The sequence below is a fragment of the Roseomonas mucosa ATCC BAA-692 genome (assembly GCF_000622225.1).
Taxonomy (GTDB): Bacteria; Pseudomonadota; Alphaproteobacteria; order Acetobacterales; family Acetobacteraceae; genus Roseomonas; species Roseomonas mucosa.
The window spans coordinates 192087-217376 of sequence record NZ_JHWD01000008.1; the positions used below are offsets into that span (position 1 = coordinate 192087).

A 25290-nucleotide genomic window follows, 5' to 3' on the forward strand; every position below is an offset into this window, starting at 1 on the left:
GTATGGCCGAAACCGGCCAGCGTGGCATTCGCCACCTGGCTTCCCCCATGCGGAAGCGTGCAGACTGTCATCCGGTATACCGAGCGCGTCAACACACCGAATGGGTGCTTCCCATGCCGCGGCGCAGCGCGCGTTGCCGCCTTGCTTCATCCTTGGGCATGGCTGTTTGCACAGGCGGCAGCACGCCTCGCCCGCGGCAGAAGCGGCGGCATGGCCTTCCGCTTGACCGTCCCCGCATTCGCCTTTCACATCTCCCTGCCGGTGGAAAGGGCGATGGATGGCCACGAAGAACATGCGCCCGGAGCAGGCACCGTCCCCCGGCCGTCCCGCCACCCGGCCTCCCGGCTGGCCCACGGCCAGCGGGCGCATCCGCCTCGGCACGCGCCGGATGCTGCATGGCGGCGCGATCGCCGATGCGATGCTCGGCTGGAAGACGCATGGCACGCTCTCGCCCGCGCGCGACAACGCCGTGCTCTATCCCACCAGCTACGGCGCACGGCATCCGGAACTGGAATGGCTGATCGGGCCGGACGGCGTGCTCGATCCCACGCGCTGGTTCGTCGTGCAGGTCGACATGTTCGGCAACGGGATCTCCTCCTCGCCCTCGAACACGGCGGACTATCCGCCGCTCGTCACCGCCTGGGACAATGTGCAGGCACAGCGGCAGCTGCTGCGCGACGTCTTCGGCATCGACAGGCTGCACGCCGCCTATGGCTGGTCGATGGGCGCGCAGCAGGCCTACCACTGGGCCGCCTGCTTCCCCGAGGCGGTGGAGCGCGTGGTGATCAACTGCGGCAGCGCCCGCACCGCGGCGCACAACCAGGTCTTCCTGCGCGGGCTGATGGCGGTGCTGGAGGCCGCGCCGGAACACCGGGGGGAGGGCCGCTTCGCCGCCGAGCCCGCCCTGGCCAAGCGCGCCTTCGGGCGGATCTATGCCGGCTGGGCGCTGAGCCAGGACTTCTACCGCGCCGGCCTGCACCTTTCGCCGGAAACGCCCGATCTCGCCGCCTATCTGCGCGGCTGGGAGACACGCTACGACGCGAAGCCCGCCGCCGACCTGCTGGCGCAGCTGCGTTGCTGGGATGCCGGCGACATCAGCGACAACCCGCTCCACGGAGGCGACCTGCCCCGCGCCCTGGCGGCGATCCGGGCGCGCGTCCTGCTGATGCCCGGCGCGACGGACCTGTATTTCCGCGTCGCCGACAACGAGGCGGAGCTGCCGCATCTGCGCGACGCGAAGCTCCTCCCCATCCCGGGCATCCACGGCCACCGCGCCGGCAATCCCGCCGGCAACGCCGCCGGCACCGCCTTCCTGCGGGAGGCCGTGCGGCTCTGGCTGGACTGAACGCCGCGCCGCCCCCGGACATGCTTGCACGATTGCACGATTGCACGCAAAATCGGCACTCACCGGACCGCCGTGGCCCGGGCAGGGCGGAGGGTCCGGGCCATCATGCTCGTCGTGGGCTGCGTGTCGCAGAAAGGGGGGGTGGCGAAGTCGTCGCTGGCCCGCCTGCTGGCGCGGGAACTGGCCGCCCAGGGCCGCAGCGTGCTGCTCGCCGACCTGGACGTGCTGCAGGCCACCTCCGTCGAATGGGCGCGCCGCCGCGCCGCCTCGGGGCGGAAGCCGGTGGTGCGGGCGGAATGCTTCGACGGGCTGGAGCCGGCCCTGCGCGCCGCGCGCCGCGATCTCGCCGATTGCCTCGTGCTCGATGCGCGCGGCTTCGCCGATGCCCAGACGCTGGAACTCGCCCACGCCGCCGATGCGCTGCTGATCCCCTCCGGACTGGCGGTGGACGACCTGCTGCCGACCGTGCGGCTGGCGCACGAACTGCTCGGCCAGGGCATCCCGGCGGAACGCATCGCCATCGCCCTCTGCCGCGCCGGCGATTCCGCGAGCGAGATCGAGGAGGCGGCGCTCTATGTGCGCGAGGCCGGCTATCACTGCCTGCCGCATGCCTGGCCGGAAAAGGCCGGCTACCGCCGCGCGCATGACGAGGGCCGCGCCGCCACCGAGGTCACGCACGCCTCGCTGCGGCACAAGGCCGAAGCCTTCGCCCGGGACGCCGTTGCCTTCGTCACCAGCCGCGCCCCCGCCGGGCCGCCTCCCGAGGCGAAGCAGAAGCCCCAGGCGAAGCAGAAGCCCGGGGCGAAGCAGAAGCACTGAGACCCCCAGCCCTTTCCTCATCACGGCGGGAGGGGCCGGGCCTTGGCCAGCCGTGAAAGCCGCCCCGCCAGCCCTCCCGCCCGGCAGGGCTCCGGAATCCTGGAACAGAGCATGCCCGAATCAGACCAGCCCTCCGCCCCCGAAACCCAGGCCCCCGAAACCCGGGCCGCCACACCGCCGCGGCGCCGCGGCACCAAGGGCGCGCCGCCGCCGCAGAACAGCGTGCTCGGCGCCCTGGGCGATACCCCGCCCGCCTCCGCGAAGACCGCAAAGCCGGCCAAGACCGCCAGACCCATCGCGGAACCGCCCGCCGAACCGGCTCCCGAGGCCCCGAGGAAGGGCAAGAGCAAGCCCGCGAAGCCTTCCAAGGAACGCACCGAGCCGCTCAACTTCCGCGTCACCGCGGAGTTCCGGAGGGCCTTCAAGCGCGCCGCCGCGGCACAGGACTGCAAGAAGGTCGACCTGCTCGAACGCATCTTCGCCGACTGGCAGGCCCGCAACCCCGGCTGATCCGGGCAGCGGCTTTCCCTGGCCGCCGCGCGTCACGTCCGGCGTTGCGCCATCCCGGGTGAAAGGCGCTGCCTTTCCCCGGCGGCCGGCCACAAAGCGCAACACGGTCACTGGCAGCCGCCGGGATCACCCCGGCGACAGCAGCCCCACCGTGGCCCCCATCATGCAGCAGGCGATGGTGCCGGCCGCCAGGGCCGGCAGGCCCAGCCGCACGATCTCGCCGCGCCGCTCCGGGCACATCAGCGACATGCCGCCCACCATGATCCCGACCGAGGCGAAGTTGGTGAAGCCGCAGAGCGCCCAGGTGAGGATGACGCGCGACCGCTCCGAAGGGCCCGCCCCGCCGGAGGTGGCGAGCTCCAGATAGGAGACGAACTCGTTCACCACGAGCTTCACGCCGAGCGAGGATGCCACCGTCGCGGCCTCGGCGGCGGGAATGCCCATGGCGAAGGCCAGCGGCCACATCAGCCAGCCCGCGATCCCCCGCAGTGTCAGCCCGGTCAGCGGCTGCAGGATCATGTCGAGCAGCGCCACCAGCGCCACGAAGACGATCAGCGAGGCCATGATGCCGAGCAGCAGTTGCAGCCCGTCCGCCGTGCCGCGCACGATGGCCTCCATGCTGCTGTCATAGAGCGGCGGCATCTCCGGCTCGCCACCGGCAACGGCGGCTGCCGGGTCCGGCGGGATCATCAGCATGGCGGCGAGGATCGAGGCCGGGGCGCCCACCAGGCTGGCGGCCAGGAGCTGTCCCGCCGCATCCGGCACCACCGGCGCGATGATCGTGGCGTAGACCACCAGCATGTTGCCGGAGATGGTGGCCAGTCCCGCGACCATCACGGCGAAGAGCTCGGCCCGCGGCATGGTGGCGAGCCAGGAGCGGATCAGCAGCGGCGCCTCGACGCTGCCGACGAAGACATTGGCGGCGACCGAGAAGCCGCAGGCCCCCGAGATGCCGAAGGCCCGCCGCAGCAGCACGGAAAGCCCCCGCACCACCAGCGGCAGGATGCGCCAGTGGTAGAGCAGCGCCGACAGCGCCCCCACCACCAGGATCAGCGGCAGCGCCTGGAAGAACAGCACGAAGGAGCCGCCCGGCCGCAGCTCCGCATAGGGCAGCGGCGCCCCGCCCAGATAGCCGAAGACGAAGCTCGTCCCCTCCCGCGTCGCGCGGGACAGGGCATCAACCCCCGCCCCTGCCCAGGCAAAGGCCCGGCGGAGCGGCGGCACATGCAGCAGCAGCGCGGCGGCCAGCACCTGCGCCAGCAGCCCGGCCAGCACGATCCGCCAGGGAACGGGCCTCCGGGCGAGGCGCCCGCCCCGCACCCCCTCCCCCAGCACCCCGGCCACCCAGGCCAGCAGGCAGAGCGCGGCGAGGCCCGCCCCGGCCTGGAGCTGAAGCGGGCTCATGCGCCGCCCGCTTTCCACGGCGCGGCAGGAACGTTCACGAATCCAGATCGGTCCGATCGAACCATTGCGTTTGTCCGATGTGTCGCCGCGTTGCATCATAGGGGCCAATCCCAGGACGCCGAGCCCCCATGACCACCCCAGCCCCCGCCGCCAGCCTCGCCAAGCCGCAACCGGCCGGGGTGCAGGGCAGCGGCGCGCTGCGGCGGCTCGGGCCGGGCGTGCTGCTCTGCGCCGCCATCGCCGCGCTGGCGGCCGGCATCGGCCGCGCCGAGGAAGCCCTCCTGGGCCGCGACTGGCTGGAACCGGTGGTGCTGGCCATCCTGCTCGGCACGGCGCTGCGCACCGCCTGGACGCCGCCCAAGGCCTTCGCTCCCGGCATCGCCTTTTCCGCCAAGGTGCTGCTGGAAGTCGCGATCATCCTGCTGGGCACGGCGCTGAGCGCGCAGGCGATCCTGGCGGTCGGCCCGGCGCTGGTGCTGGGCATCGCCGCCGTGGTGGCGGTGGCCATCCCGGCCAGCTACGGCATCGGCCGCCTGCTCGGCCTGCCGCGGCGGATGGCGATGCTGGTGGCCTGCGGCAACTCGATCTGCGGCAATTCCGCCATCGCCGCCGTGGCGCCGGTGATCGGCGCCGAAAGCCGCGACATCGCCGCCTCCATCGCCTTCACCGCCGTCCTGGGCATCGTCGTGGTGCTGTCCCTGCCGCTGGCCGTGCCGCTGCTCGGGCTGCACGAGGCGCAGTATGGCGTCCTCGCGGGCCTCACCGTCTATGCCGTCCCGCAGGTCCTGGCCGCCACCGCCCCGGTCGGGGCGCTGAGCGTGCAGCTCGGCACGCTGGTCAAGCTGGTGCGCGTGCTGATGCTGGGGCCGGTGGTGCTGGTCCTGTCGCTGCTGTCGGCGCGCCGCCGCGACGCGGCCCAGCCTGCTGCCCGCCCCAGGGTCCTGGGCCGGCTGGTGCCCTGGTTCATCCTGGGCTTCCTGGGCTGCGCCGTCCTCCGCTCCCTGGGCCTGATCCCGCAGGCGGCGCTCGCCCCCATCGCCAGCCTGACCACGCTGCTGACGGTGGTCTCCATGGCCGCCCTCGGCCTGGGCGTGGATGTTCGCATGGTCGCCCGCGCCGGCGCCCCGGTCGTCGCGGCCGTGATCGGCTCGCTGCTGGTGCTGGGTGCGATCAGCCTGGGCCTGATCCACCTCCTGCCCCTAGCCTGACAGCCCCCCCTCTTCGGCGCCCGGGCCAGACGCCTGGCGCTACGCTGTCCCGGGGGAAAGGCCCTGCCTTTCCCCGGGAGCCGGCCATCAGGCGCTCCGCCGGAACAGCTCAGGACAGGCTGGCCGGACGACAGCGGCAACCCAGCCCTCAGCCCCGCCCGTGCGAGGCGCCGACGTCGCGCACCAGGGACTCCACCGCCTGGACGGCCTCGCGCATCGGGCCGGCCAGGGCGGCGTCCTGCTGCTGGCCCTGGACCTTGTGGCTGGCCGCCTGGATCTGGCTTTCGGCCTGCTTGTAGACGGGACGCTCCTTGTAGGAGGCGGGCGCGCGGCGGACGATGCCCAGGCTGTCCTGCAGCACGGTCAGCACCTCGCGCCGCGCGGTGCCCACGGATTCGTCCTTGCTGAACTCGTCCTTCACGCCCGGCTGGCTGGCGGCGGCGCGCAGCTTGCCGAGGCTGTCCTGCAGCAGCTTCTCATAGCTGGCGAGGTCGGGCGCCTCGCTGGAGCCTCCGGCCGGGGAGCCGCTCGTCGCGCCCCCGCGGCCATTGCCCTGTCCGATATTCTGCGCCCGGAGGTCCTGGACCCAGAGCGGCGTGGCAATCAGGGCCAGGGCCAGGGTGAAAGCGGTGCCGCGCATCGGTCGGATTCCCTCTTCGTCGGAGAGCCGCGAACGCGGCGGAGCAGGGCTGGGTTGCGTCGTGTTGCTCCGGCGCCGGGCAGCGGCCAGCAACGGGCATGGCTATAACCGCCCCATGCTGATCCCGATCCGCGAGGAAGACGGCCTCCTCCTCGACATCCGCTACGCCACAACCGACAACCTGACGGGCCGCCCGATCTACGCGCGCCCGGTGGCGCTGCTGCTACCGGAGGCGCGCGAGCGCCTGCTGCGGGCCAACGCGCTGGCACTCGCGCTGGGCCTGCGGATCAAGGTCTTCGACGCCTTCCGCCCGGTCGAGGCGCAATGGGCGCTGTGGCACGCGGTGGAGGACAAGCGCTTCGTCTCCGACCCGCGCCAGGGCGGCGTGCATCCGCGCGGCGCGGCGGTGGACCTGACGCTGGTGGAGGCGGCGAGCGGCACCGAACTGCCGATGGGCACCGGCTTCGACGCGGTGGAGGAAGCCTCCGCCCATGGCAGCCTGGCCATCCCGGCGGAGGACCAGCGCAACCGCGCCATCCTGCTGGGCATCATGACAGCGGCCGGCTGGGACCACTACAGCCTCGAATGGTGGCACTACCAGCTCTTCGGCGCCCGGCGGCATCCGGCGCTCTGCGCCAGCGCCGTGCCGGCCGGCCCCATGTGACGGCGGGCTGAGGCGCCATGATCGTCCGCTCCCGCCCCGGCACGCTGGACCTCCTCTTCGCCCTGCGCGGCTCCGTGGTGCCGCTGGTGGCCCCGCGCGTGCTGCTGGTGACCGGCATCGCCCTGCTGCTGGCGCTGCTGGACCGGCGCTATCCCGGCATCTTCCCCGAGTTCAGCGCAGCGCCCTTCACCGTGCTGGGCCTGACGCTCTCGATCTTCCTCAGCTTCCGAAACAACGCCTGCCACGCGCGCTGGTGGGAGGGGCGGCAGCTCTGGGGCCGGCTGATCACCGAGAACCGCATCTTCGCCCGGCTGGCGACGAGCCTGCTGCCGGAAGGCGATTCCCGCACGCGGCTGCTGCGGCGGGTGGCAGGCTTCGCGCATCTGCTGGCCACGCAGCTCCGCGGCCGGGACGGGCTGGAACGGGCCCGCCCCTGGCTGCCGGCCGGGGAAGCCGCCGCCCTGGCCGCGCGGCGCAACCGCCCGGACGCCGTGCTGCGCGCGCAATCGGCGGAACTGGCCGCGCTGCTGCGCGCCGGCACGCTGAGCGACATCCTGCACGCCCAGATCTCCGCCCCGCTGGCCGAGATGACCGGCATCCAGGCCGGCTGCGAGCGCATCCACAACACGCCCCTGCCCTATGCCTATTCGCTGCTGCTGCACCGCTCGGCCTGGCTCTTCTGCCTGCTGATGCCCTTCGGCTTCGTCGGCACGCTCGGCTTCGGCACGCCGGTCGTGGTGGCGATCCTGGCCTATACGCTCTTCGGCCTCGACGCCCTGGGCGACGAGCTGGAAGATCCCTTCGGCGACGAGGCCAACGACCTCGCCCTCGACGCCATGGTGCGGGTGATCGAAACGGATCTCCTGGAGGCCCTGGGCGAAACCGACCTGCCCGAACCCCTCCGCCCCACCCGCTACCTCCTGCGCTGATGCGCCCGGCGTGGCTCTGTCCCCGGGGGACAAGGCTCCGCCTTTTCCCCCGGCCCCCTTATCCGCCAGGACTCTTCGAGCCCTGGACCCGGTGAGTTGGTGCTTGCTGGGGTCGGATCGCGCCGGAGAACATGGCTCTCCGGCGGACTGCCGGTGCCACGGGCGCGGACAGGGTGTCTTTCTTTTCGGGAGTTCCGCCTTTCCACCTGCTCCCGGGGATCGGGCCGCAGACTGACGGCCACCAAGCGGAGCCAGCGAAAGCCCGGGGTCCGGGGACCGGCTCCGGTCCCCGGCGGAGAGGGGGTCCGGCGGGAGAGGCGGCGCCTCTCCCCCGGGGCGAGCCACGGAGCGCCACGATCGGAGGGAGGGCGCTATTCCTCCCAGCCGATGGCGCGGCGCAGGAAGGCGGTGCCGAGGGCCGAGAAGGTGGCGATCTCGCCGCTGTCCTTGCCATAGCCATGGCCGCCCGCGCCGGGCTCGTAGAAATGCGCGTCGTAGCCCATGGCCTGGAGCTTCGCCGCCATCTTGCGGGCATGGCCGGGATGGACGCGATCGTCCTTGCGTGCCGTGGCGAGCAGGATGGGCGGGTAGCGCCGGCCCGGCTCGGCGGTGTGGTAGGCCGAGATGTGCCGGAGGAAGGCCCAGTCCTCCGGCTTCTCCGGGTCGCCGTATTCCGCGATCCAGCTCGCCCCGGCCAGCAGCTTCGTATAGCGGCGCATGTCCACCAGCGGGATGGTGCAGAACAGCGCCCCGAAACGCTCCGGATAGCGTGTCAGCATGTTCGCGATCAGCAGCCCGCCGTTCGAGCCGCCCTCCGCCGCGATGCGCTCCGGCCGGGTGACGCCGCGCCGCACCAGATCCTCCGCCACGGCGGCGAAATCGTCGTGCGAGCGGATCTTGTTGGCCAGCCGCCCGGCCTCGTGCCAGCGCGTGCCGAACTCGCCGCCGCCGCGGATGTTGGCGAGCACGGTGGTGCCGCCCTTCTCCAGCCAGAGCTTGCCCGTGCGCAGGGCGTAATAGGGCTGGGTGGTGACCTGGAAGCCGCCATAGCCCGTCATGTGCACCGGCGCGTCGCCGGTCAGCCCCTCCGGCCCGACCTGCACATAGGGGATGCGTTCCCCATCCACCGAGACCGCCTCGTGCCGCGTCACCGCCAGCCCGGCCGCGTCATAGACGCGCGGCGCCTGCTTCAGCAGCGCCGGCATGGGCAGCTCCAGGGAGGACAGCATCAGGCTCGGCGGGGTGACGGGGTCCTGGGCGCTGACCATCAGCGTGCCGTCGGATTCCGCCTCCTCCGCATCCAGCGGCCAGACGCCGACCACGCCGATTCGCGGCAGGCCCGGGATCTCCGCGGCGTGCCATTCCACGCCGCCGTCGCCGGGCGGGGTCCGCAGGGTGAAGACCGGGCGCAGGTCGTCCAGCACCGACAGCACGAGCCGCCCCCGGCACCAGAAGAAGCCCTGCAGCGCCCGCCGCTCGCCCGGCACGAAAAGCGTGGCGAAGTCCCGGCTCCCCGCCAGGAAATCCGCCAGCCGGATGCCCAGCAGCGTGTCCGGCGCGTGGGTCTTCCCCGCCACCGTCCAGGGCGTGCGCGGCCAGAGGGCCAGCCAGCCCTCCAGCTCCGCGCCGCCGGCCGGGACGGTGCCGCCATGGTGCCAGTCCAGCCGCATGTCGGTCGGCAGGTCGAGCGTCCTGACCGCCCCGCCCGGCTTCGCCAGGTGGTAGCGCGCATCGTAGAAGCCGATCTGCTCGCGGAACACCAGATGGCCCGTCTCGCGGTCCACCGTGCCCCAGAGCCCCATGCTCTCCGGCGCGGTCTCGAACAGCACCTCCGCCGCCAGCGGCGCCTCGCCCCGGCGCCAGAGCCGGATGCGGCGGGGATAGCCGGACTGGGTGGCATTCCCCTCGCCCAGCGCGGTGGAGAGCAGCAGCGCGTCGCGATCGATCCAGTCCACCATCCCCTTGGCTTCCGGCACGGCGAAGCCGCCCTCCACGAAGCACCGGCCGGGAAGGTCGAACTCCCGCAGCACCGCCGCGTCGCCACCGCCGCGCGACAGCGACAGGATCGCCCGGTCATGCGCGCCCGGCAGGCTGCGCGCCCCCTGCCAGACCCAATCCTCCCCCTCCGCCGCCGCCAGGGCGTCGAGGTCGAGCAGGTCCTCCCAGGCCGGATCGCTGGTGCGGTAGGATTCCAGCGTCGTCCGCCGCCAGAGCCCGCGCGGCCGTCCGGCATCCTGCCAGAAATTGTACAGTAGCCCGCCCCGGCGGGTGACGAAGGGCAACTTGTCCGGCCGGTCCATCGCCGCCTTCAGCGCGTCGCGATCGGCCTCGAATCGGGAATCGGCAAGGTCGGCGAGCAGCGCGGCATTCCGCGCCTCCACCCATTCCAGGGCACGGGCGCCCTCCACCTCCTCCAGCCAGAGCCAGGGGTCCTCGTCCGGCGCGGCGAGAGTCGGGCGGGAATCGGGTTCCGGCATGGCGGGCATCCTCTGAACGGCCGGGACGAGGCCAGGAGTGGAAAAGGGGCACAGGGTGGCGGGGACGACCCGGCGAGGATAGAGCCAGGGCAGCCCCGCGCCAAAACAGCGTGGCCGCCCGCGAATGTTCCGATTTCGTTTCGTATTGCCGAAGCGCAAGGAAATCCCTGCGCCAACCCTCAAGGATGCAGCCGCCATCCGTTTCGGATCGTTGCAAAACCTTTATGCAGCATCCTCGTTCTCAGAATGACCGCTGGACATGGCATCGCCGTCCAGGCTTCTTATATTACAGCCATGACAGAATCATCCGCCCGGGAGAACCGTCCCATGCATCGCCGGACCGTCCGCAAGGCCCGCTTCCTCGCGGGCTTCGCCGCCCTTGCCCTGGCCCTGGCGCCGGCCCTCGCCGAAGCGCGCCCCGGTGGCGGCTTCTCCTCGGGCAGCCGCGGCAGCCGCAGCTTCAACGCGCCCCCAGCCACCCGCACCGCACCGGGCGGCGGCACGAACACCTTCGACCGCAGCGACATGTCGCGCGGCGGCGTCAACCAGGCCACCCCGGCCCGGCCGCCCAGCTACACCCCCGCCCCGGCGGGCAGCCGCTTCGGCGGCGGCTTCATGGGCGGCATGATGGGCGGCCTGTTCGGCGCCGGCCTGCTCGGCATGCTGTTCGGCTTCGGCTTCGGCGGCATTTCCGGCTTTGCCGGTGTGATCGGCCTGCTGCTGCAGATCGCCCTGGTTGTCGGCGGCATCATGCTGCTGATGCGCTTCCTCCGCCGCCGCCAGACCGGCATGGCCCAAGGGGGAACGCCCCGGGGCGGCATGGCCATGGCCGGGAACGCCCCGGGCTATGCCCGTGAAACGCAGGACCCGATGGGCAACCGCCCCGGCCCGCTGGGCGGCGCCATGCGCGGTGCGGCCTCGGGCCGTCCCGTCGCGCCGGCCAGCGCCGCGGTGCAGGTCGGCCAGGCCGATTTCGCCGCCTTCGAGCGCAACCTGCAGGCGGTGAACGCCGCCTGGTCGCGTGGTGACGCCGAGGCCCTGGCCCGCCTCTCCACGCCGGAGATGCTGCGCTACTTCACCAACGACCTGCAGGACCTGAAGGCGCGCGGCTGGCGCAACGAGACCCGTGACGTCCGGCTGGAATCCGGTGACCTCGCCGAGGCCTGGGGCGAGAACGGCCAGGAATTCGCCACGGTCGCGATGCGCTTCAGCCTGATCGACGTGACCCGCGACAGCAGCGGCGCGGTGGTGGAGGGAGACCCGCAGGCCCGCCAGACCGTGACGGAAATCTGGACCTTCACCCGCCAGCCGGGCCAGGACTGGCTGCTCTCCGCGATCCAGCAGGCGGCCTGATCCCGCCGGCCCCGCTCGGGGCATGACAAAGAAGGCCGGGTCCTGACGGGACCCGGCCTTTTCTGTATCCCGGGATCGGCAGGGGCGTGGCCGCCCCCGCCGGCATCACCCTGGCATTACTCCTGCGGGACCTGCCGCACCGCGCCCTTGGCGGCGCTGGTCGCCAGCATGGCATAGGCCCGGAGCGCGGCGCTGACCTTGCGTGCGCGCGGCGCGGCGGGCTTCCAGCCGATCGCCTCGCGGGCGGCGCGGCGGCGCTCCAGCTCCGCCTCATCGACGGCGAGGTGGATGCGGCGGTTGGGGATGTCGATCTCGATCCGGTCGCCCTGCTCCACCAGGCCGATCAGCCCGCCCTCGGCCGCCTCGGGCGAGACATGGCCGATGGAAAGCCCCGAGGAACCGCCGGAGAAGCGCCCGTCCGTCACCAGGGCGCAGGCTTTCCCGAGCCCCTTCGACTTCAGGTAGCTGGTCGGGTACAGCATCTCCTGCATCCCCGGCCCGCCGCGCGGCCCCTCGTAGCGGATCAGCACCACCTCGCCCGGCTTCACCTTGTTGCCGAGGATGCCTTCCACGGCGGCGTCCTGGCTCTCGAAGACATGGGCGGGGCCGGAGAACTTCAGGATGCTCTCGTCCACCCCGGCGGTCTTCACGATGCAGCCGTCCAGGGCCAGGTTGCCGAACAGCACGGCCAGCCCGCCGTCGCGGGAATAGGCATGCTCCAGGTCGCGGATGACGCCCTTCCCGCGGTCCAGGTCCAGCTCGTCGAAGCGGGATTCCTGGCTGAAGGCCACCTGGGTCGGGATGCCGCCCGGCGCGGCGCGGTAGAACTCCTTCACCGCCGCGCTCTCGGTGGTCCGCACGTCCCAGCGTGCCAGCGCCTTGCCCAGCGTGCCCTCGGCCACGTTGCCGGTGCTGGTGTCCACCAGACCGGCGCGGTCCAGCTCGCCCAGGATGGCCATGATGCCGCCGGCGCGGTGCACGTCCTCCATATGCACCTGCGACACGGCGGGCGCGACCTTGCACAGCACCGGCACGCGGCGGGACAGGCGGTCGATATCCGCCATGGTGAAGGGGACTTCCCCCTCGTTCGCGGCGGCGAGCAGGTGCAGCACGGTGTTGGTCGAGCCGCCCATGGCGATGTCGAGCGTCATCGCGTTCTCGAAGGCGGCGAAGGAGGCGACGTTGCGCGGCAACACGGACGCGTCGTCCTGCTCGTAGTGGCGGCGGGCGAGATCGACGATCAGGTGCCCCGCCTCGACAAAGAGACGGCGGCGGTCGGCATGGGTCGCCAGCGTCGAGCCGTTGCCCGGCAGCGCCAGGCCCAGCGCCTCGGTCAGGCAGTTCATCGAATTGGCCGTGAACATGCCGGAGCAGGAGCCGCAGGTCGGGCAGGCGGAACGCTCGATGACCTTCACCTCCTCGTCCGAGACGCGGTCGTCGGCGGCGGCCACCATGGCATCGATCAGGTCGTACTTCTTTGTCACGCCGTGGGCGACGACCTTGCCCGCCTCCATCGGCCCGCCGGAGACGAAGACCACGGGGATGTTCAGCCGCAGCGCGGCCATCAGCATGCCCGGCGTGATCTTGTCGCAGTTGGAGATGCAGACCATGGCATCGGCGCAGTGCGCGTTGACCATGTATTCCACGCTGTCGGCGATCAGCTCGCGCGACGGCAGCGAATAGAGCATCCCGTCATGCCCCATGGCGATGCCGTCATCCACCGCGATGGTGTTGAACTCCTTGGCCACGCCGCCCGCGCGCTCGATCTCCCGCGCCACCAGCTGTCCGAGGTCCTTCAGGTGGACATGGCCCGGGACGAACTGGGTGAAGGAGTTGACCACGGCGATGATCGGCTTGCCGAAATCGCCGTCCTTCATGCCGGTGGCGCGCCAAAGGCCGCGGGCGCCGGCCATGTTGCGGCCATGGGTGGTGGTGCGGGAACGATAGGCAGGCATGGACTTGCGTCTTCCTCGAACGTCGGAGCCGTTTCCCCGACCTTTCCCACGCACCGGAAGGGAGTTCAACGCACCCCATCCTCAGGGCTGCTCCGGGCTGAGCATGGGGCTCCCCCCCCCGGGGGACGGCGCGACGCCCGGACCACCGGCGCATGCCAGCCTCATCTGACGGCCGCGTGACCGGAACCGCCGGACATGCTAGCCCCGCGCAACAATGTTCAAGCGCCTGCTGCGGCATCCTGCGACGCTCACGGCGGCGGCGCGCCTGATCGGCCTGTATCTGGCCTTCGTCTACGCGACCACGCGCTGGACCTTCCTGGGCCGGGACGACATGACGGAGGCCGTGGCCACGGGCCGGCCGCTGATGGTCTCCTTCTGGCATGAGCGCCTGCCGATGATGCCCATGCTCTGGCGCCTGGCGCGGGAGCACTTCCCGGTGCTGCGCCCGCGCCGGACCCATGTGCTGGTCTCCCGCCACAGGGATGGTCGCTTCATCGGCGACATCATCGCCCGTTTCCAGCTCGACACCGTCCACGGCTCCACCTCGCGCGGCGGGGCCTCGGGGATGATGAGCATCCTGCGCCTGCTGGCGCGCGGCGACCTCGCGGCCATCACCCCCGACGGCCCGCGCGGCCCGAGGCGGGAGGCGGCGCCGGGCGTGGCGCAGCTCGGCGCCACGGCGCGGGCCGCGGTCATCCCCTGCGCGGCCGCCACGACACGGCGCCACATGCTGCGCTCCTGGGACCGGATGATGCTGCCCCTGCCCTTCGGGCGCGGGGTGGTGGTGGTGCTTCCGGCGGTCCTCGTGTCGCGGGACGATATCGAGGGCGGGCGGCAGGCCATCGCCGCCGGGATGAACGAGGCCTGCGCCATCGCCGATGCCTGGGTGGCGGGCCGCCCGCTGCCCCCGGCTGGCCGGCATGGGGAAGCACAGCCGGATGGGCCGGTGGACCGGCAGGCGGGCGGCCGGGCGGACGCGCCGCATGACGGGCTCCGGCCGGGATGACGCCCGGCAGCCTGGCCTGGGATGCCACCGCGCGGCTGACGGCGCCGTTCTGGCGCCTGCACCTGCGGCGGCGCGCCCGGCGGAACAAGGAGATCCCCGCCCGCCTGCAGGAGCGCGAGGGCGGCGGCGCGGCCCGGCCTCCGGGGCGGCTGCTCTGGCTGCACGGCGCCAGCGTGGGGGAGAGCCTGTCCATCCTGCCGCTGATCGAGGCGCTGGCCCGGCGCGACCCGGCGCTGCGCTTCCTGGTCACCACCGGCACCGTGACCTCGGCGGAACTGCTGATGCGCCGCCTGCCGGAAACGCTCCGCCCCCGGCTGCAGCACCGCTTCGTGCCGCTGGACGTGCCGGACTGGGCGGACCGCTTCCTGCAGGGCTGGCGCCCGGATGCCGGGGTCTTCGTGGAAAGCGAGATCTGGCCGAACCTGCTGGCCGCCACGCGCCGGGCGCGGATTCCGATGCTGCTGGTCAATGCCCGCCTTTCGGAACGCTCGGCCCGGGGCTGGCGCTGGGCGCCGGGCCTGGCGCGGGAGGCCTTCTCCACCTTCCGGCTGGTGCTGGCGCAGAGCGAGGCCGACGCGGCGCGGCTGCGCGCCGCCGGGGCCGGGGAGGTGCGGGTCGCCGGCAACCTGAAATACGCGGCCTCCCCCCTGCCCGCCGATGCGGCGGAGCTGGCCCGCCTGCGCCGGCTGGTCGGCGACCGGCCCGTGCTCTTCGCCGCCAGCACCCATGCCGGGGAGGAGGGAATCCTCGCCCTGACGCATGAGCGACTCGCCCGGCGCCTGCCCGGGCTGCTCACGGTGATCGCCCCGCGCCACCCGGAACGCGGCGCGGAGCTGGCCGCCAGCCTGCCCGGCGCGGTCCGGCGCGGCGCGGGCGGCGAGCCGGGGCCGGAAACCGGCCTCTACCTCGTCGACACGCTGGGCGAGCTCGGCCTCTTCTACCGGCTGGCGGGGGCGGCGGTGATCGGCAAGTCCCTGCTGGCGCCCGGCGGCGGGCAGAATCCGCTGGAACCGGCGCGGCTCGGCTGCCCGATCCTGCTGGGGCCGCATATGGGCAACTTCGCCGACGTCACCGCCCGGTTGCTGGCCGCGGGCGGGGCAGTGCAGCTTCCCCCCGCCCCGGCCGCCGATCCGGCCATGCTGGCGGATGCCGCGCACGGCGTGCTAACCGATACGCGGCGGGCGGATCTGTTGCGGCAGGGTGCCGCCCGCGTCGCGGAAGGGGCATCGGGTCTGGCGGAGGACGTCGCCCGGACGATCGCGGAGCTGCTGCCCCAGCCGCCCACCCCGGGAACCCCCCGGGAGTGCCAGGAAGAGAGGACCTGACCGAGCCGATGCGTGCCCCCGAGTTCTGGAGCGGGGACGGCGGGGGAGTGCTGCCCCTGCTCCTGTCTCCCCTGGCCGCGCTCTACGCTCAGGCGACGGCCAAGCGCGTCGCCAAGCCGGGCTGGAAGGCCCCGGTGCCGGTCATCTGCTGCGGCAACGTCACCGCCGGCGGCGCCGGCAAGACGACGCTGGCGCTCGACCTCGGCCGGCGCTTGGCCAATCGCGGCATCAACGTGCATTTCCTTTCGCGCGGCTATGGCGGCAAGCTGAAGGGCCCGTTGCGGGTCGATCCGGCGAAGCACGACAGCCATGACGTGGGCGACGAGGCCCTGCTGCTGGCCGCCGAGCGCCCGGCCTGGATCTCCGGCGACCGCGCCGCCGGCGCCCGCGCGGCGATCGAGGGCGGCGCGCAGGCCATCGTCATGGATGACGGGCTGCAGAACCCGACGCTGGAGAAGGACCTGTCGCTGCTGACCATCGACGGCTCCTACGGCTTCGGCAACGGGCACGTGATCCCGGCCGGGCCGCTGCGCGAATCCGTCGGGACCGCCGCCGCGCGCTGCCGCGCCGCGATCCTGATCGGCGAGGACCGCACCGGGGCGCTGGCGAAGCTGCCACCGAGGATGCCGGTGCTGCGCGGCAAGCTGGTGCCGGGCCCGGAGGCCAGGATGCTGGTCGGGCAGCCGGTCTTCGCCTTCTGCGGCATCGGCAACCCGCTGAAGTTCTTCGCCAGCCTGCAGGAGGCCGGGGCGGTCATCGCCGGCCGCGCCGCCTATGCCGACCACTACCCCTTCGACGCCGGCGACCTGCGGGAGCTGCTGGCCGAGGCCGACCGGCTGCGCGCCATCCCCGTCACCACGCGCAAGGACTTCGTCCGCCTGCCCCAGGCTTTCCGCGCCCGGATCACGGTGCTGAACATCACCCTCGCCTGGGAGGAGCCGGCCACCATCGAGGCGCTGATCGACCCCCTGGCCCAGCAGGTGCCGATCCCGGCCTGAGCGAAAAGGGCGCCCCCCACAGGCCATCGGCAAAGGCCGCCCAGCCCTTGCCACGTGGTGCGCCGCGACCGGGATCCGGCAGGGAGCACCCCGGCCCAGGTTGCCAGGGTTTCATTTGCCGCGGCTGGGCCATTCACCTCGGATGCAGCCGCAACAACCCGCCGATTCCCCCATGCCGCATCGTCACGCCACCGGGCGCCGCACCCTTCTGCTGGCCTCCTCGCTGCTGCTCGGCCTCGCCCTGCCCGCTTGGCCCCCTGCCTGGGCGGAGGAAGCACCCCCCTATGTCACCGCCCGGCAGCTCGACCTGACGGTGCTCCTCGCCCCGCCGCCGGACGCGGCGGTGCAGAGGATCGAGATCGACCGGATCATCGCGGTGCAGGCGGAAGCCAGCCCCGAGCGCATCGCCCAGGCCGTGGCGGATGCGAAGGAAGCCCTGTTCGACATGTTCGGCGGCATCCTCGGCGCCTCGCTGGACCGGGCGACGCTGCCCCGCACGGCCCTGCTCTTCGACCGGATCGGCGCCTCGGAGGATGCCACGGTGGACCCGGCCAAGCCCTTCTTCGGCCGGGTGCGGCCCTACCTGGCCGATCCGCGGGTGAAGGCCCTGGTGCCGGCCTCGAAGAGCGGCTCCTGGCCCTCCGGCCACACGACCCGGGTGACCATGAGCGCCATCGTCCTGGCCGCCATGCTGCCGGAGCAGCGCGAGGCGATCTGGGAGCGGGCGCGGGGCTATGCCTGGAGCCGCGTGATCGGCGGCATGCACTACCCGAGCGACCTGGACGCCGGACAACGCGCCGGCACCGCCATGGCGGCGGTCCTCCTCGCCGATCCGGCCTTCCAGGCGGATTTCGCGGCCGCCAGGGCCGAGCTGCGGAGCGCCATGCACCTCTGACGCCAGGCTTTCCGGCGTTGCGCTCAATGGCTGGCCCCTGGGGAGGCCCCGCCTGCCCCCCCGGAACCCCCACCGCCGGAAAGCCAGGCTCTCCGGCACGATCGGGCGCCAGCAAGGACCAACGAACCGGGTACGGGGCCCGCAGGGTCCTGGCGGATAGGAGGTCCGGGGGAAAGGCAGGGCTTTATCCCCTGGGGGAGCGCAGCGCCAGCAGCGCCGCGCGCCCCCGGGCGGGCGGCATCAGCCCTGCAGGTAGCGCGCCCGCAGATGCCGGGTGAAAGCCGCGGGATCGAGCGGCCCGCCGGTCGCTTCCCGCAGCAGGTCCTGGAAGCCGAGGCTCGCGGCCTTGGCATGGATGTTGGGCCGCAGCCAGCCGAGCAGCGGTGCGAAATCGCCCTGGGCCAGCGCCGCGTCGATCCCCGGCACGGCGGCGCGGGCGGCCGCCATGATCTGCGCCGCCGCCATGGCGCCGAGCGTGTAGGACGGGAAATAGCCGAAGGCGCCGTCATACCAGTGGATGTCCTGCAGGCAGCCGCGCCGGTCGTCGGGCGGCACGATGCCGAGCAGGTCGCGGAACCCCTCGTTCCAGGCGCCCGGCAGGTCGGCCACGGCGAGGGTGCCGCCGATCAGCGCGCGCTCCAGCCGGAAGCGCAGGATGACATGTGCCGGATAGGTCATCTCGTCGGCATCCACGCGGATGAAGCCGCGCGCCACCCGCCGCCAGAGCCGGCCCAGATTGGCACCGTCGTAAGCCTCCGCCGCGCCCCCGAAGGCGGCATGGAGCTGCGGCCCCAGCCAGGACAGGAAGGCGTCGGAACGGCAGGCCTGCACCTCGATCAGCAGGGATTGCGATTCATGCGCCGCCATGCCCGCCGCCTCGCCCACCGGCTGGCGCTCCCAGGCGTCCGGCAGCCCGCGCTCGTAGAGGGCATGCCCCGTCTCATGCGCCACGCCGAGTAGCGCCTGGGCGAAGTTCGCCTCGTCGTAGCGCGTGGTGATGCGCGCATCGGCGGGGGTGCCGCCGGAGAAGGGATGCGCGCTCTCGTCCAGGCGCGCATGGGTGAAGTCCAGGCCGATCCGCTCGGAAAGCTGGCGGCAGAGCCTCTTCTGGATCTCCACCGGGAAAGGCCCGGCAGGCTCCAGCGGCGCCGGGCGGCGGGCCTGGATCGCCTCCGCCTCGGGCAGCGCCTCCTTCAGGAAGGCCTCGTAGGCGGCGAAGACCGGCTCCACATCCGCCGCCCCGATGCCGCGCTGGAACCCGTCCATCAGCGCGTCATAGGGGGCGAGGCCCGTGGCCTCGGACAGCGCCGCGGCCTCCTCGCGCTGCAGGCGCACCACCTCCTCCAGATACGGCCGCACCATGGCGAAGTCGGAAGCGGCACGCGCCCGGCGCCAGACCTTCTCGCAGGCGCTGTTGGCGCGCGAGACCGCCTCCACCAGATCCCCCGGCAGGCAGGCGGCGCGGGTATGGGTCCGGCGCATCAGGGCCAGGTTGGCGGCATCCCAGGCCTCCGCCGGAGGACTCGCCTCGGCGGCGGCGAGGTCCTCCGCCACCACGGGTGCCGTCAGCAGCTCGTGCGACAGCCCCGCCAGCACGGCGAGCTGCTCGCCGCGCGAGGCGCCGCCTCCCTCGGGCATCATCGCGGAGGCGTCCCAGCCCAGCATGGCGTGCGCCTCGCCCAGCGCGCCGATGCGGTTGAAGCGGGACTTCAGGCGGAGATAGGGGTCGTTCGTCATGCGAGGTCCTTCAAGCGGCGCCAGGCGAAGGCGGCGAAGACGCCGGCCAGGGCCAGGGCGGTGCCGTACCAGGTGATGGCATAGCCGAGATGCGGGTTGTCGGGGCGCGGCATGGCGCGGGCCGGCTGCGGCAGGGAGCCCACCGGAGCGGCTCCGGATGGCGTGGCCGGGGCAAGACCCGCCGCCACCCCAGGCAAGCCCCCCGGCAGGCTGGGAGCATTCCCGTTGGCCTGGCCTCCGGGCGCCGGGCCGGTGCCGGACGATGATGGGGCGGCCGATGGCGCGGCCAGGGCCACCAGCGCATAGGGCGCCACCCGCGGCAACCCCAGGGCCGGGCCGATCACCGCCGGATCGAAGGTGTAGAAGCGCCGCCCGGCGGGATCGTCGCTGGCGGCGAAGAGGCTGTGCCCATCGGCGGGGCGGACCCAGCCGGTGACGCTCACCACCCCCTCCGGATGGCCGACCGGCGCCCTGCGCTCCAGCGGCACCCAGCCGCGGTTGACCAGCACGGGCGGGCCGTCCGCCCGTTCCAGCGGCGTGACCAGGAAGGCACCCAGCACGGCGTTCCGCACCTCCAGCCCGACCAGCGCCTCCCGGTCATGCAGGAAGCGCCCGGTGGCGACGACCCTGGAAAGTTCCTCCGGCGGGTCGCGCAGGACCCGGGGTGGGCCCGCCTCGGCGGCATCGACACGGGCCAGGATATCGGTCTTCCAGTGCAGGCGCCGGACCTGCCAGTTCCCGAGTTCCACCAGCACCACGAGGACAGGCAGGACGCAGAGGAGAGGAATCAGCAGGCGGCGAAAACGTGTCATGAGGCGCTTCAGGTTGAGCCGGGAAATTCCTGCCCTCTCCACCACGCGACGTCCAGCCATCCCGGGTCCCGCACCGGTCCCACCCGTCGCGCCAGGCCCAATGACCTTTTCCCTCGCTTCCGCAATGAGGCAGACTGCCCGGCGACAGCGGGAAGGGGGGGTTCCGATGGTCCAGGCCCGGGTGTCGCCGGCGGAGTTCGACGCTGTGCTCGACAGGCTCGGCGGAGGCGTTCCGGATGCCGCCGAATACGTCCGGTTGACGAAGTTCGTGCTCGACATGCCCGATGCGGCGCGGCTCAACGGGCTCGATCCCTTCTCGGACGACTACCACCGGGGAGTCCTCGACCTGTATCTGGCGCTGCGCTCGCGCCCGGACGAGGAAGGCGCGGGCGGCTACACCCCTGAGCGCGACGAGGCACCCTCCTACGACGTTCCGGAGGCGATCTGGACCGGCCTCGTGCCCTGGAGCTTCCGTGACGCAGCCATGACGGGCGAGCATCTCTATGCCTGGGGACACATTCTGCGGCATCTCGGCCTCGAACCGGGTGGCTCGGTCCTCGAATACGGCCCGGGCAGCGGCCAGTTGCTGCTCATGCTGGCCCGCATGGGCTACCGCGCATGTGGCGTCGACATCGACCGGGTCGCCGTGGAGGTGATCCGGCAGCAGGCGGCCAGGATGAGCCTGCCCATCGAGGTGGAGCAGGCCCGCTTCGGCGAGGGATTCGGGACGGAGCGCTTCGACGCGGTGATGTTCTACGAAGCCTTCCACCACGCGATCGACTTCCAGGCGCTGCTGCGGAGCCTGCACGACCGGATCAAGCCAGGGGGGCGGCTGTTGCTATGCGGCGAACCCGTGGTCGAGGCTCCCCGCCCTGACGTTCCCTATGCCTGGGGCCCGCGTCTCGATGCGCTGTCGGTCTTCTGCATGCGCCGCTTCGGCTGGATGGAGCTGGGCTTCTCGCAGGATTTCCTTCTGGAGGCGGCACGGCGCGCCGGATGGCAGGTGGTGTTCCACTCCTTCCCCGGTTGCGGCCGGGCCAACCTCTATGTCCTGACCCCGGCGGCAGGGGGCGAGGCGCCTCAGGCGGCCGGGCGGCACATCCCATCCCCGCAGCCAGACATCCCGGGAAGCGAAAACGAGGCCCTGCTCCAGTCCATCCTGGCTTCCACCACCTGGCGTGCCACGCGGCCGCTACGCCGGGCAGTGCACTGGCTTTCCCGCCGTCCCGGGCAGCCACCGGCCTGATCCGGGAGCGCGAACAAGGCGTTCCTTCTTTGGAAGCCCCATTTTTCCACCTGCTCCTGGGATTCGGGCCGCAAAGCAGAGGCCACCACCCGGCGCCCCCTCAAGCCCGGGATCCGGGGCGAGAGGCGGAGCCTTTCCCCCGGCGGGCCACCACGAAGCGCGACACCGCCAGGGGAGGACAACCGTTCGGATCAGACCGTGACCTCGCCCTCTTCCGTTCCATCCCAGTAGGTGATGCGGCTGGCCCGGACCTTGATCAGCGTCAGGCCCGGCGTGTCCGCGCCCTGCTCGAACCACCGGTCCAGGTCCTTGGTCCAGTGTTCCTGGAAGGCGCCCTTGTCCCGGATCAGCTCCGCCTCTCCCTCGACAGCGATGAAGAGCGGCCTCTGCCCGAGCAGCCCCTGGCTGCTGGTGAAGGACAGCGCCACCTTCGGATCGCGTTCGATTTCCCCGACGGTATGGGTGCTGTCCAGGGCGAAGAACCAGGATTCGCCCTTGTACTCGACATCGCCGTTGTTGCTCATCGGCCGGCTGGCGATGTGGCCGCTCCCGGCATGGGTCGAGAACATGCAGTGGTCGATCTTGCTCATCAGCCTGGACAGATCGCCCAGGCTCATCTGGCTGGTCGTGTGGTTCATCGGCCCTCTCCGGCAGCTCACCGGGGATGAACGCGCGCCGATGCCCATGTTTGCCGCGTGCCGGCGGCGCCGGCCGCCGACGGAGCTCCCGGAACGCCCCGGCCGGTCAGTGCGCGGCGACCGGCCCGGCGCCCCACCAGTAGATGAAGACGAACAGGAACAGCCACACCACGTCCACGAAGTGCCAGTACCAGGCGGCGGCCTCGAAGCCGAAATGGCGCCGCGGCGTGAACTGGCCGGCATAGGCGCGGAACCAGCAGACCGCCAGGAAGATGGTGCCGACGATGACGTGGAAGCCGTGGAAGCCGGTCGCCAGGAAGAAGACCGAGGGATAGATGCCGCCGTTCACGAAGGCGAAGGGCGCCTCGCCATACTCCCAGAACTGGAAGAAGGAGAAGCTGAGGCCCAGCAGCACGGTGATCCCCAGCCCCTGCAGCACGGACTTCCGGTCGCCCTCCAGCATCGCATGATGCGCCCAGGTCACCGTGGTGCCGGAAAGCAGCAGGATCATGGTGTTCAGGAAGGGCAGGCCGAAGGGGTCGAAGGTATGCACCCCGGCGGGGGGCCAGACGGCGGGCGCGGCGGCGCCGGACACATGCTCCGGGAACAGCGCGAAGTGGAAATAGGCCCAGAAGAAGGCCACGAAGAACATCACCTCGGAGGCGATGAACAGCGCCATGCCATAGCGCAGGCCGATCTGCACGATCGGGGTGTAGACGCCCGGGGTGCGCGATTCGCGGATCACGTCGCGCCACCAGCCAGCCATGCTGAACAGCACGCCCAGGATACCGAGGCCCAGCACCCAGTGGATGTTGCTGTGCGCGAAAAGAATGATCCCCAGCAGCATCGTGCCCGCCGAGAACGAGGCGATCATCGGCCAGGGCGAGGGATCGACGAGGTGATAGGGATGCTTGTGAAGCGGCGGGGCGTCGGGAATGTCGGTGCCGAGGGTCCCCATGGTCGTTTCCGTGCTGGCCATTACGCATCCCGTTCGGATTCACCACGGCCGGGCGCCGCAGCTTTTGGTTACGCCATCAATCCCGCGAAATCCGGCCCCGATCAAGTCGGGAGAGGTGAGGCGCGGTGCCGGACGGAAGGCGCCCCCTCACGGCGTGGCGGAAGCCGCCTTGCCCACATGCGGCCCGGCATGGGCCAGCGCTCCGGCGCGCTGCGCGTCCTCCAGCGTGCGGAAGAAGGTGTAGCTGAGCGTCACCGTGCGGATGTCGCGCGTGTTCGGGTCCTGGAGCATCGCCGGATCGACCCAGAAGGTCACCGGCATCTCCACCTTCTGCCCGGGCTGGAGGGTCTGCGCGTCGAAGCAGAAACAGGCCGTCTTGTGGAAATAGGGCCCCATCACCTCCGGCGTGACGTTGTAGAGGGCAATGCCCTCCACCGGAGTCGCGGCCCTGTTCTCGGCCTCGTAGAAGGCCAGACCCTGCTCCCCGGGCTTCAGCGCCATGCTCCGCTGCGCCGCCTCGAAGCGCCAGGGCAGGCCGGGATGGGTCTGGGCGTCGAAGCGCACGGTGATGCCACGCTCCCCCTGCGGCGCCCCGGGGGCCGCCGGCCCGCCGATCCGCGGCGTGCCGTTGTAGCCGGTCACCTGGCAGAACAGCGTATAGAGCGGCACCGCGGCGAAGGAGACGCCGACCATGGCCGCCGCCGCGCCCAGCGCCGCGAGGCCCAGGCGGCGGTTGCGGCGCACGAGCTCCGTGGCGGGGCGGGGGGAAGGGGCGCGATCGCTCGGCATGACCATGGGAGCAGTAGCGCCCCTGGCCCCTTCCGCTCAAGCGGAACCCGGCCCCCATGGCTGCTCCGCGTGCCCGCTCCCTCGCCGTATCCCGGAAAGGCGCGGGATGCCGCGGATCTGTCCCGCAAACTTGTTCCGCACGGGCATGGGCCGGAATTGTCCGGCCTGGCCGATCGCCCCAGGATGCCCCACCGATCAGGAAGGAAGCGACATGGTGGCCGACCATCCCAGAATCAGGACCGGCGAGGACAGCGCCGACCGCACCGGCTGGCCAGCCGCCGCGGCCGTCCTGGTCTTCGGCCTGCTGGGCGCCGGGCTCCTCGCCCGCGGCCCGGCGGAACACGAGGCGCCCATCCCGGTCGCCGCCCAGCCGGCGCATCCGCCCTCCGTCCCGCCTGTCCTCGCCCCGCCCGTCACTGCCCCGCCCGTCACTGCCCCGCCCGTCACTGCCCCGCCCGTCACTGCCCCGCCCGTCACTGCCCCGTCTGTCACTGCCCCGTCTGTCACTGCCCCGTCTGTCACTGCCCCGTCTGTCACCGCGCCGCTCCCGCCCGCTGTCCGCCCGGCGCCCGCGCCAACCGCCGCCATGCCAGCGCCCCCCGCCACAACCCCGGCCCTGGCATCGCTGGCCCGGCTGTTCCTGGACTATGACGGCACCGTCTGGCGGGCCACCGGCCGCCTGCCCGACGAGGCCACCCTCCACCGCGTGACCGAGACACTGAACGGCGCCTTCGGCACCTCGGCAGTCCGCACCGATCTGGTGATCGACCCCGCCGCCGGGCCCGCGCCCTGGATGGGCTGGTTCGGCCAGACCCTTCCCGCCCTGCGCCTGCCCGGCCTGCGGGCGCTGTTCCAGCCCGGCCAGCTGCGCATCGGCGGCAGCCTGCCCGATGCCGAGCGCGACCGGGCCATCGCCACCCTGCGCGCGCAGCTGCCGGACAGCCTCCGAATCGCCCCCCTGCCGGACGCCACCGGCCTGCGGGTCGAGGATGCCACGGCGGCCTCGATGCGTGCCCTGGCCGTCCTGCCGGGCAGCTTCAGCCCCGCCATGCTGGTCCAGGCGCTGAACATCTCCATCGTGAACTTCCCGACCGCCGGCGCCGAGATCCCGCCGGAAAGCCTGCCCCTGATCCGCGAGGCCGCCACCCGGCTGCGGCAGTTGCCGCCCGGCACGGTGATCGAGGTCAGCGGCCATACGGACAACACCGGCGATCCGGAGATCAACCGGACCCTCTCCCAGCGCCGGGCCGAGGCCGTGCGCGCCGCCCTGGTCGCCGGCGGCGCACCGGCGGACCAGCTGGTGGCCAAGGGCTACGGCAGCGGCCAGCCGGTGGCGGACAACGCGACCGAGGACGGCCGCTTCCGCAACCGCCGCATCGAGTACCGGGTGGGCGGGTAGCACCGGCCTCCACCCCCCGGGAGAGGCGCCGCCTCTCCCGGCCCCTCTCCGCCGGGGACCGAAGCCGGTCCCCGGACCCCGGGCTTGCGTTGGCCCTGCGTGGTGGCCGTCAGCCTGCGGGTTGATCCCTGGGAGCAGATGGAGAGGTGGGGCTCCCGAGAGAAAGCAAAGACACCTTGTCCG

At 72.3% G+C, this 25290-nt stretch carries 22 protein-coding genes; 13 read left to right on the forward strand and 9 right to left on the reverse strand.

What is annotated here, in order from left to right:
• Positions 1–277 precede the first annotated feature (277 nt).
• The 3 genes from BT98_RS0110720 (at position 278) to BT98_RS24020 (ending at position 2674) form a co-directional block, all read left to right on the forward strand.
• Positions 278–1345, forward strand: a complete 1068-nt coding sequence (locus BT98_RS0110720) for an alpha/beta fold hydrolase (RefSeq protein WP_027297212.1) — start codon at positions 278–280, stop codon at positions 1343–1345.
• Positions 1346–1450: 105 nt separating this feature from the next.
• Positions 1451–2164 carry a ParA family protein gene (locus BT98_RS24015; RefSeq protein ID WP_019460751.1) on the forward strand — a complete coding sequence of 238 codons (714 nt, stop codon included), beginning with the start codon at positions 1451–1453 and terminating at the stop codon, positions 2162–2164.
• Between the two features lie 111 nt (positions 2165–2275).
• On the forward strand, positions 2276–2674 hold the full coding sequence (locus BT98_RS24020; RefSeq protein ID WP_019460750.1) for a hypothetical protein: 399 nt from the start codon (positions 2276–2278) through the stop codon (positions 2672–2674).
• 126 nt (positions 2675–2800) lie between these two features.
• Here the strand turns inward: BT98_RS24020 and BT98_RS0110735 are convergent, their stop codons facing one another.
• Positions 2801–4078: a NupC/NupG family nucleoside CNT transporter gene (locus tag BT98_RS0110735; protein WP_027297213.1), complete on the reverse strand. Its 1278-nt coding sequence runs from the start codon at positions 4076–4078 to the stop codon at positions 2801–2803.
• Between the two features lie 128 nt (positions 4079–4206).
• Between BT98_RS0110735 and BT98_RS0110740 the strand changes: the two genes are divergently transcribed.
• Entirely contained in the window at positions 4207–5286 is a 1080-nt protein-coding gene (locus tag BT98_RS0110740) for a YeiH family protein (protein WP_019460748.1), read from the forward strand.
• Between the two features lie 148 nt (positions 5287–5434).
• On the opposite strand, the gene BT98_RS0110745 is transcribed toward BT98_RS0110740, so the two are convergent.
• Positions 5435–5926, reverse strand: a complete 492-nt coding sequence (locus BT98_RS0110745; RefSeq protein ID WP_019460747.1) for a hypothetical protein — start codon at positions 5924–5926, stop codon at positions 5435–5437.
• 115 nt (positions 5927–6041) lie between these two features.
• Between BT98_RS0110745 and ddpX the strand changes: the two genes are divergently transcribed.
• Positions 6042–6590, forward strand: a complete 549-nt coding sequence (gene ddpX / locus BT98_RS0110750) for a D-alanyl-D-alanine dipeptidase (protein ID WP_026033118.1) — start codon at positions 6042–6044, stop codon at positions 6588–6590.
• A gap of 17 nt (positions 6591–6607) precedes the next feature.
• The gene (locus BT98_RS0110755) at positions 6608–7519 is read left to right on the forward strand and encodes a bestrophin family protein (RefSeq protein ID WP_019460745.1); all 912 of its coding nucleotides are present in this window, start codon (positions 6608–6610) and stop codon (positions 7517–7519) included.
• A gap of 371 nt (positions 7520–7890) precedes the next feature.
• Here BT98_RS0110755 and BT98_RS0110760 read toward each other — a convergent pair whose 3' ends face one another.
• Entirely contained in the window at positions 7891–9996 is a 2106-nt protein-coding gene (locus BT98_RS0110760; RefSeq protein ID WP_019461722.1) for a prolyl oligopeptidase family serine peptidase, read from the reverse strand.
• Positions 9997–10323: 327 nt separating this feature from the next.
• Between BT98_RS0110760 and BT98_RS0110765 the strand changes: the two genes are divergently transcribed.
• Positions 10324–11349, forward strand: a complete 1026-nt coding sequence (locus tag BT98_RS0110765; protein WP_019461721.1) for a Tim44 domain-containing protein — start codon at positions 10324–10326, stop codon at positions 11347–11349.
• Between the two features lie 116 nt (positions 11350–11465).
• On the opposite strand, the gene ilvD is transcribed toward BT98_RS0110765, so the two are convergent.
• A complete protein-coding gene (ilvD, locus tag BT98_RS0110770; RefSeq protein WP_019461720.1) occupies positions 11466–13304 on the reverse strand; it encodes a dihydroxy-acid dehydratase in 1839 nt (612 codons plus the stop codon).
• Between the two features lie 214 nt (positions 13305–13518).
• On the opposite strand from ilvD, the gene BT98_RS0110775 reads away from it, so the two are divergent.
• The 4 genes from BT98_RS0110775 to BT98_RS0110790 all read left to right on the forward strand — a co-directional run bounded on the left by BT98_RS0110775 (position 13519) and on the right by BT98_RS0110790 (position 17528).
• Complete coding sequence (locus BT98_RS0110775; RefSeq protein WP_019461719.1) at positions 13519–14310, forward strand: lysophospholipid acyltransferase family protein; 792 nt, start codon at positions 13519–13521, stop codon at positions 14308–14310.
• Positions 14307–15635 carry a 3-deoxy-D-manno-octulosonic acid transferase gene (locus tag BT98_RS0110780; RefSeq protein WP_019461718.1) on the forward strand — a complete coding sequence of 443 codons (1329 nt, stop codon included), beginning with the start codon at positions 14307–14309 and terminating at the stop codon, positions 15633–15635. The genes BT98_RS0110775 and BT98_RS0110780 overlap by 4 nt, the downstream gene beginning before the upstream one ends.
• An 8-nt stretch (positions 15636–15643) precedes the next feature.
• On the forward strand, positions 15644–16633 hold the full coding sequence (gene lpxK, locus BT98_RS0110785) for a tetraacyldisaccharide 4'-kinase (protein ID WP_019461717.1): 990 nt from the start codon (positions 15644–15646) through the stop codon (positions 16631–16633).
• 172 nt (positions 16634–16805) lie between these two features.
• On the forward strand, positions 16806–17528 hold the full coding sequence (locus tag BT98_RS0110790; protein WP_019461716.1) for an acid phosphatase: 723 nt from the start codon (positions 16806–16808) through the stop codon (positions 17526–17528).
• 240 nt (positions 17529–17768) lie between these two features.
• On the opposite strand, the gene BT98_RS0110800 is transcribed toward BT98_RS0110790, so the two are convergent.
• Both BT98_RS0110800 and BT98_RS0110805 read right to left on the reverse strand, forming a co-directional pair.
• Entirely contained in the window at positions 17769–19265 is a 1497-nt protein-coding gene (locus BT98_RS0110800; RefSeq protein ID WP_019461715.1) for a carboxypeptidase M32, read from the reverse strand.
• Positions 19262–20077, reverse strand: coding sequence for an SURF1 family protein (locus tag BT98_RS0110805; RefSeq protein WP_019461714.1), 816 nt, complete (start codon positions 20075–20077; stop codon positions 19262–19264). The genes BT98_RS0110800 and BT98_RS0110805 overlap by 4 nt, the downstream gene beginning before the upstream one ends.
• Positions 20078–20243: 166 nt before the next feature.
• Here BT98_RS0110805 and BT98_RS0110810 point away from each other — a divergent pair, with 166 nt between their 5' ends.
• Positions 20244–21323 carry a class I SAM-dependent methyltransferase gene (locus tag BT98_RS0110810; protein WP_019461713.1) on the forward strand — a complete coding sequence of 360 codons (1080 nt, stop codon included), beginning with the start codon at positions 20244–20246 and terminating at the stop codon, positions 21321–21323.
• A gap of 191 nt (positions 21324–21514) precedes the next feature.
• Here BT98_RS0110810 and BT98_RS0110815 read toward each other — a convergent pair whose 3' ends face one another.
• From BT98_RS0110815 to BT98_RS0110825, 3 genes are all read right to left on the reverse strand, one after another.
• The gene (locus tag BT98_RS0110815) at positions 21515–21961 is read right to left on the reverse strand and encodes a pyridoxamine 5'-phosphate oxidase family protein (protein ID WP_019461712.1); all 447 of its coding nucleotides are present in this window, start codon (positions 21959–21961) and stop codon (positions 21515–21517) included.
• A gap of 106 nt (positions 21962–22067) precedes the next feature.
• Positions 22068–22940: a cytochrome c oxidase subunit 3 gene (locus BT98_RS0110820; protein ID WP_019461711.1), complete on the reverse strand. Its 873-nt coding sequence runs from the start codon at positions 22938–22940 to the stop codon at positions 22068–22070.
• A gap of 126 nt (positions 22941–23066) precedes the next feature.
• Positions 23067–23714, reverse strand: a complete 648-nt coding sequence (locus tag BT98_RS0110825) for a cytochrome c oxidase assembly protein (RefSeq protein ID WP_019461710.1) — start codon at positions 23712–23714, stop codon at positions 23067–23069.
• Between the two features lie 580 nt (positions 23715–24294).
• Between BT98_RS0110825 and BT98_RS27255 the strand changes: the two genes are divergently transcribed.
• Positions 24295–25107, forward strand: a complete 813-nt coding sequence (locus tag BT98_RS27255; RefSeq protein ID WP_027297214.1) for an OmpA family protein — start codon at positions 24295–24297, stop codon at positions 25105–25107.
• The last annotated feature ends 183 nt before the right edge of the window (positions 25108–25290 follow it).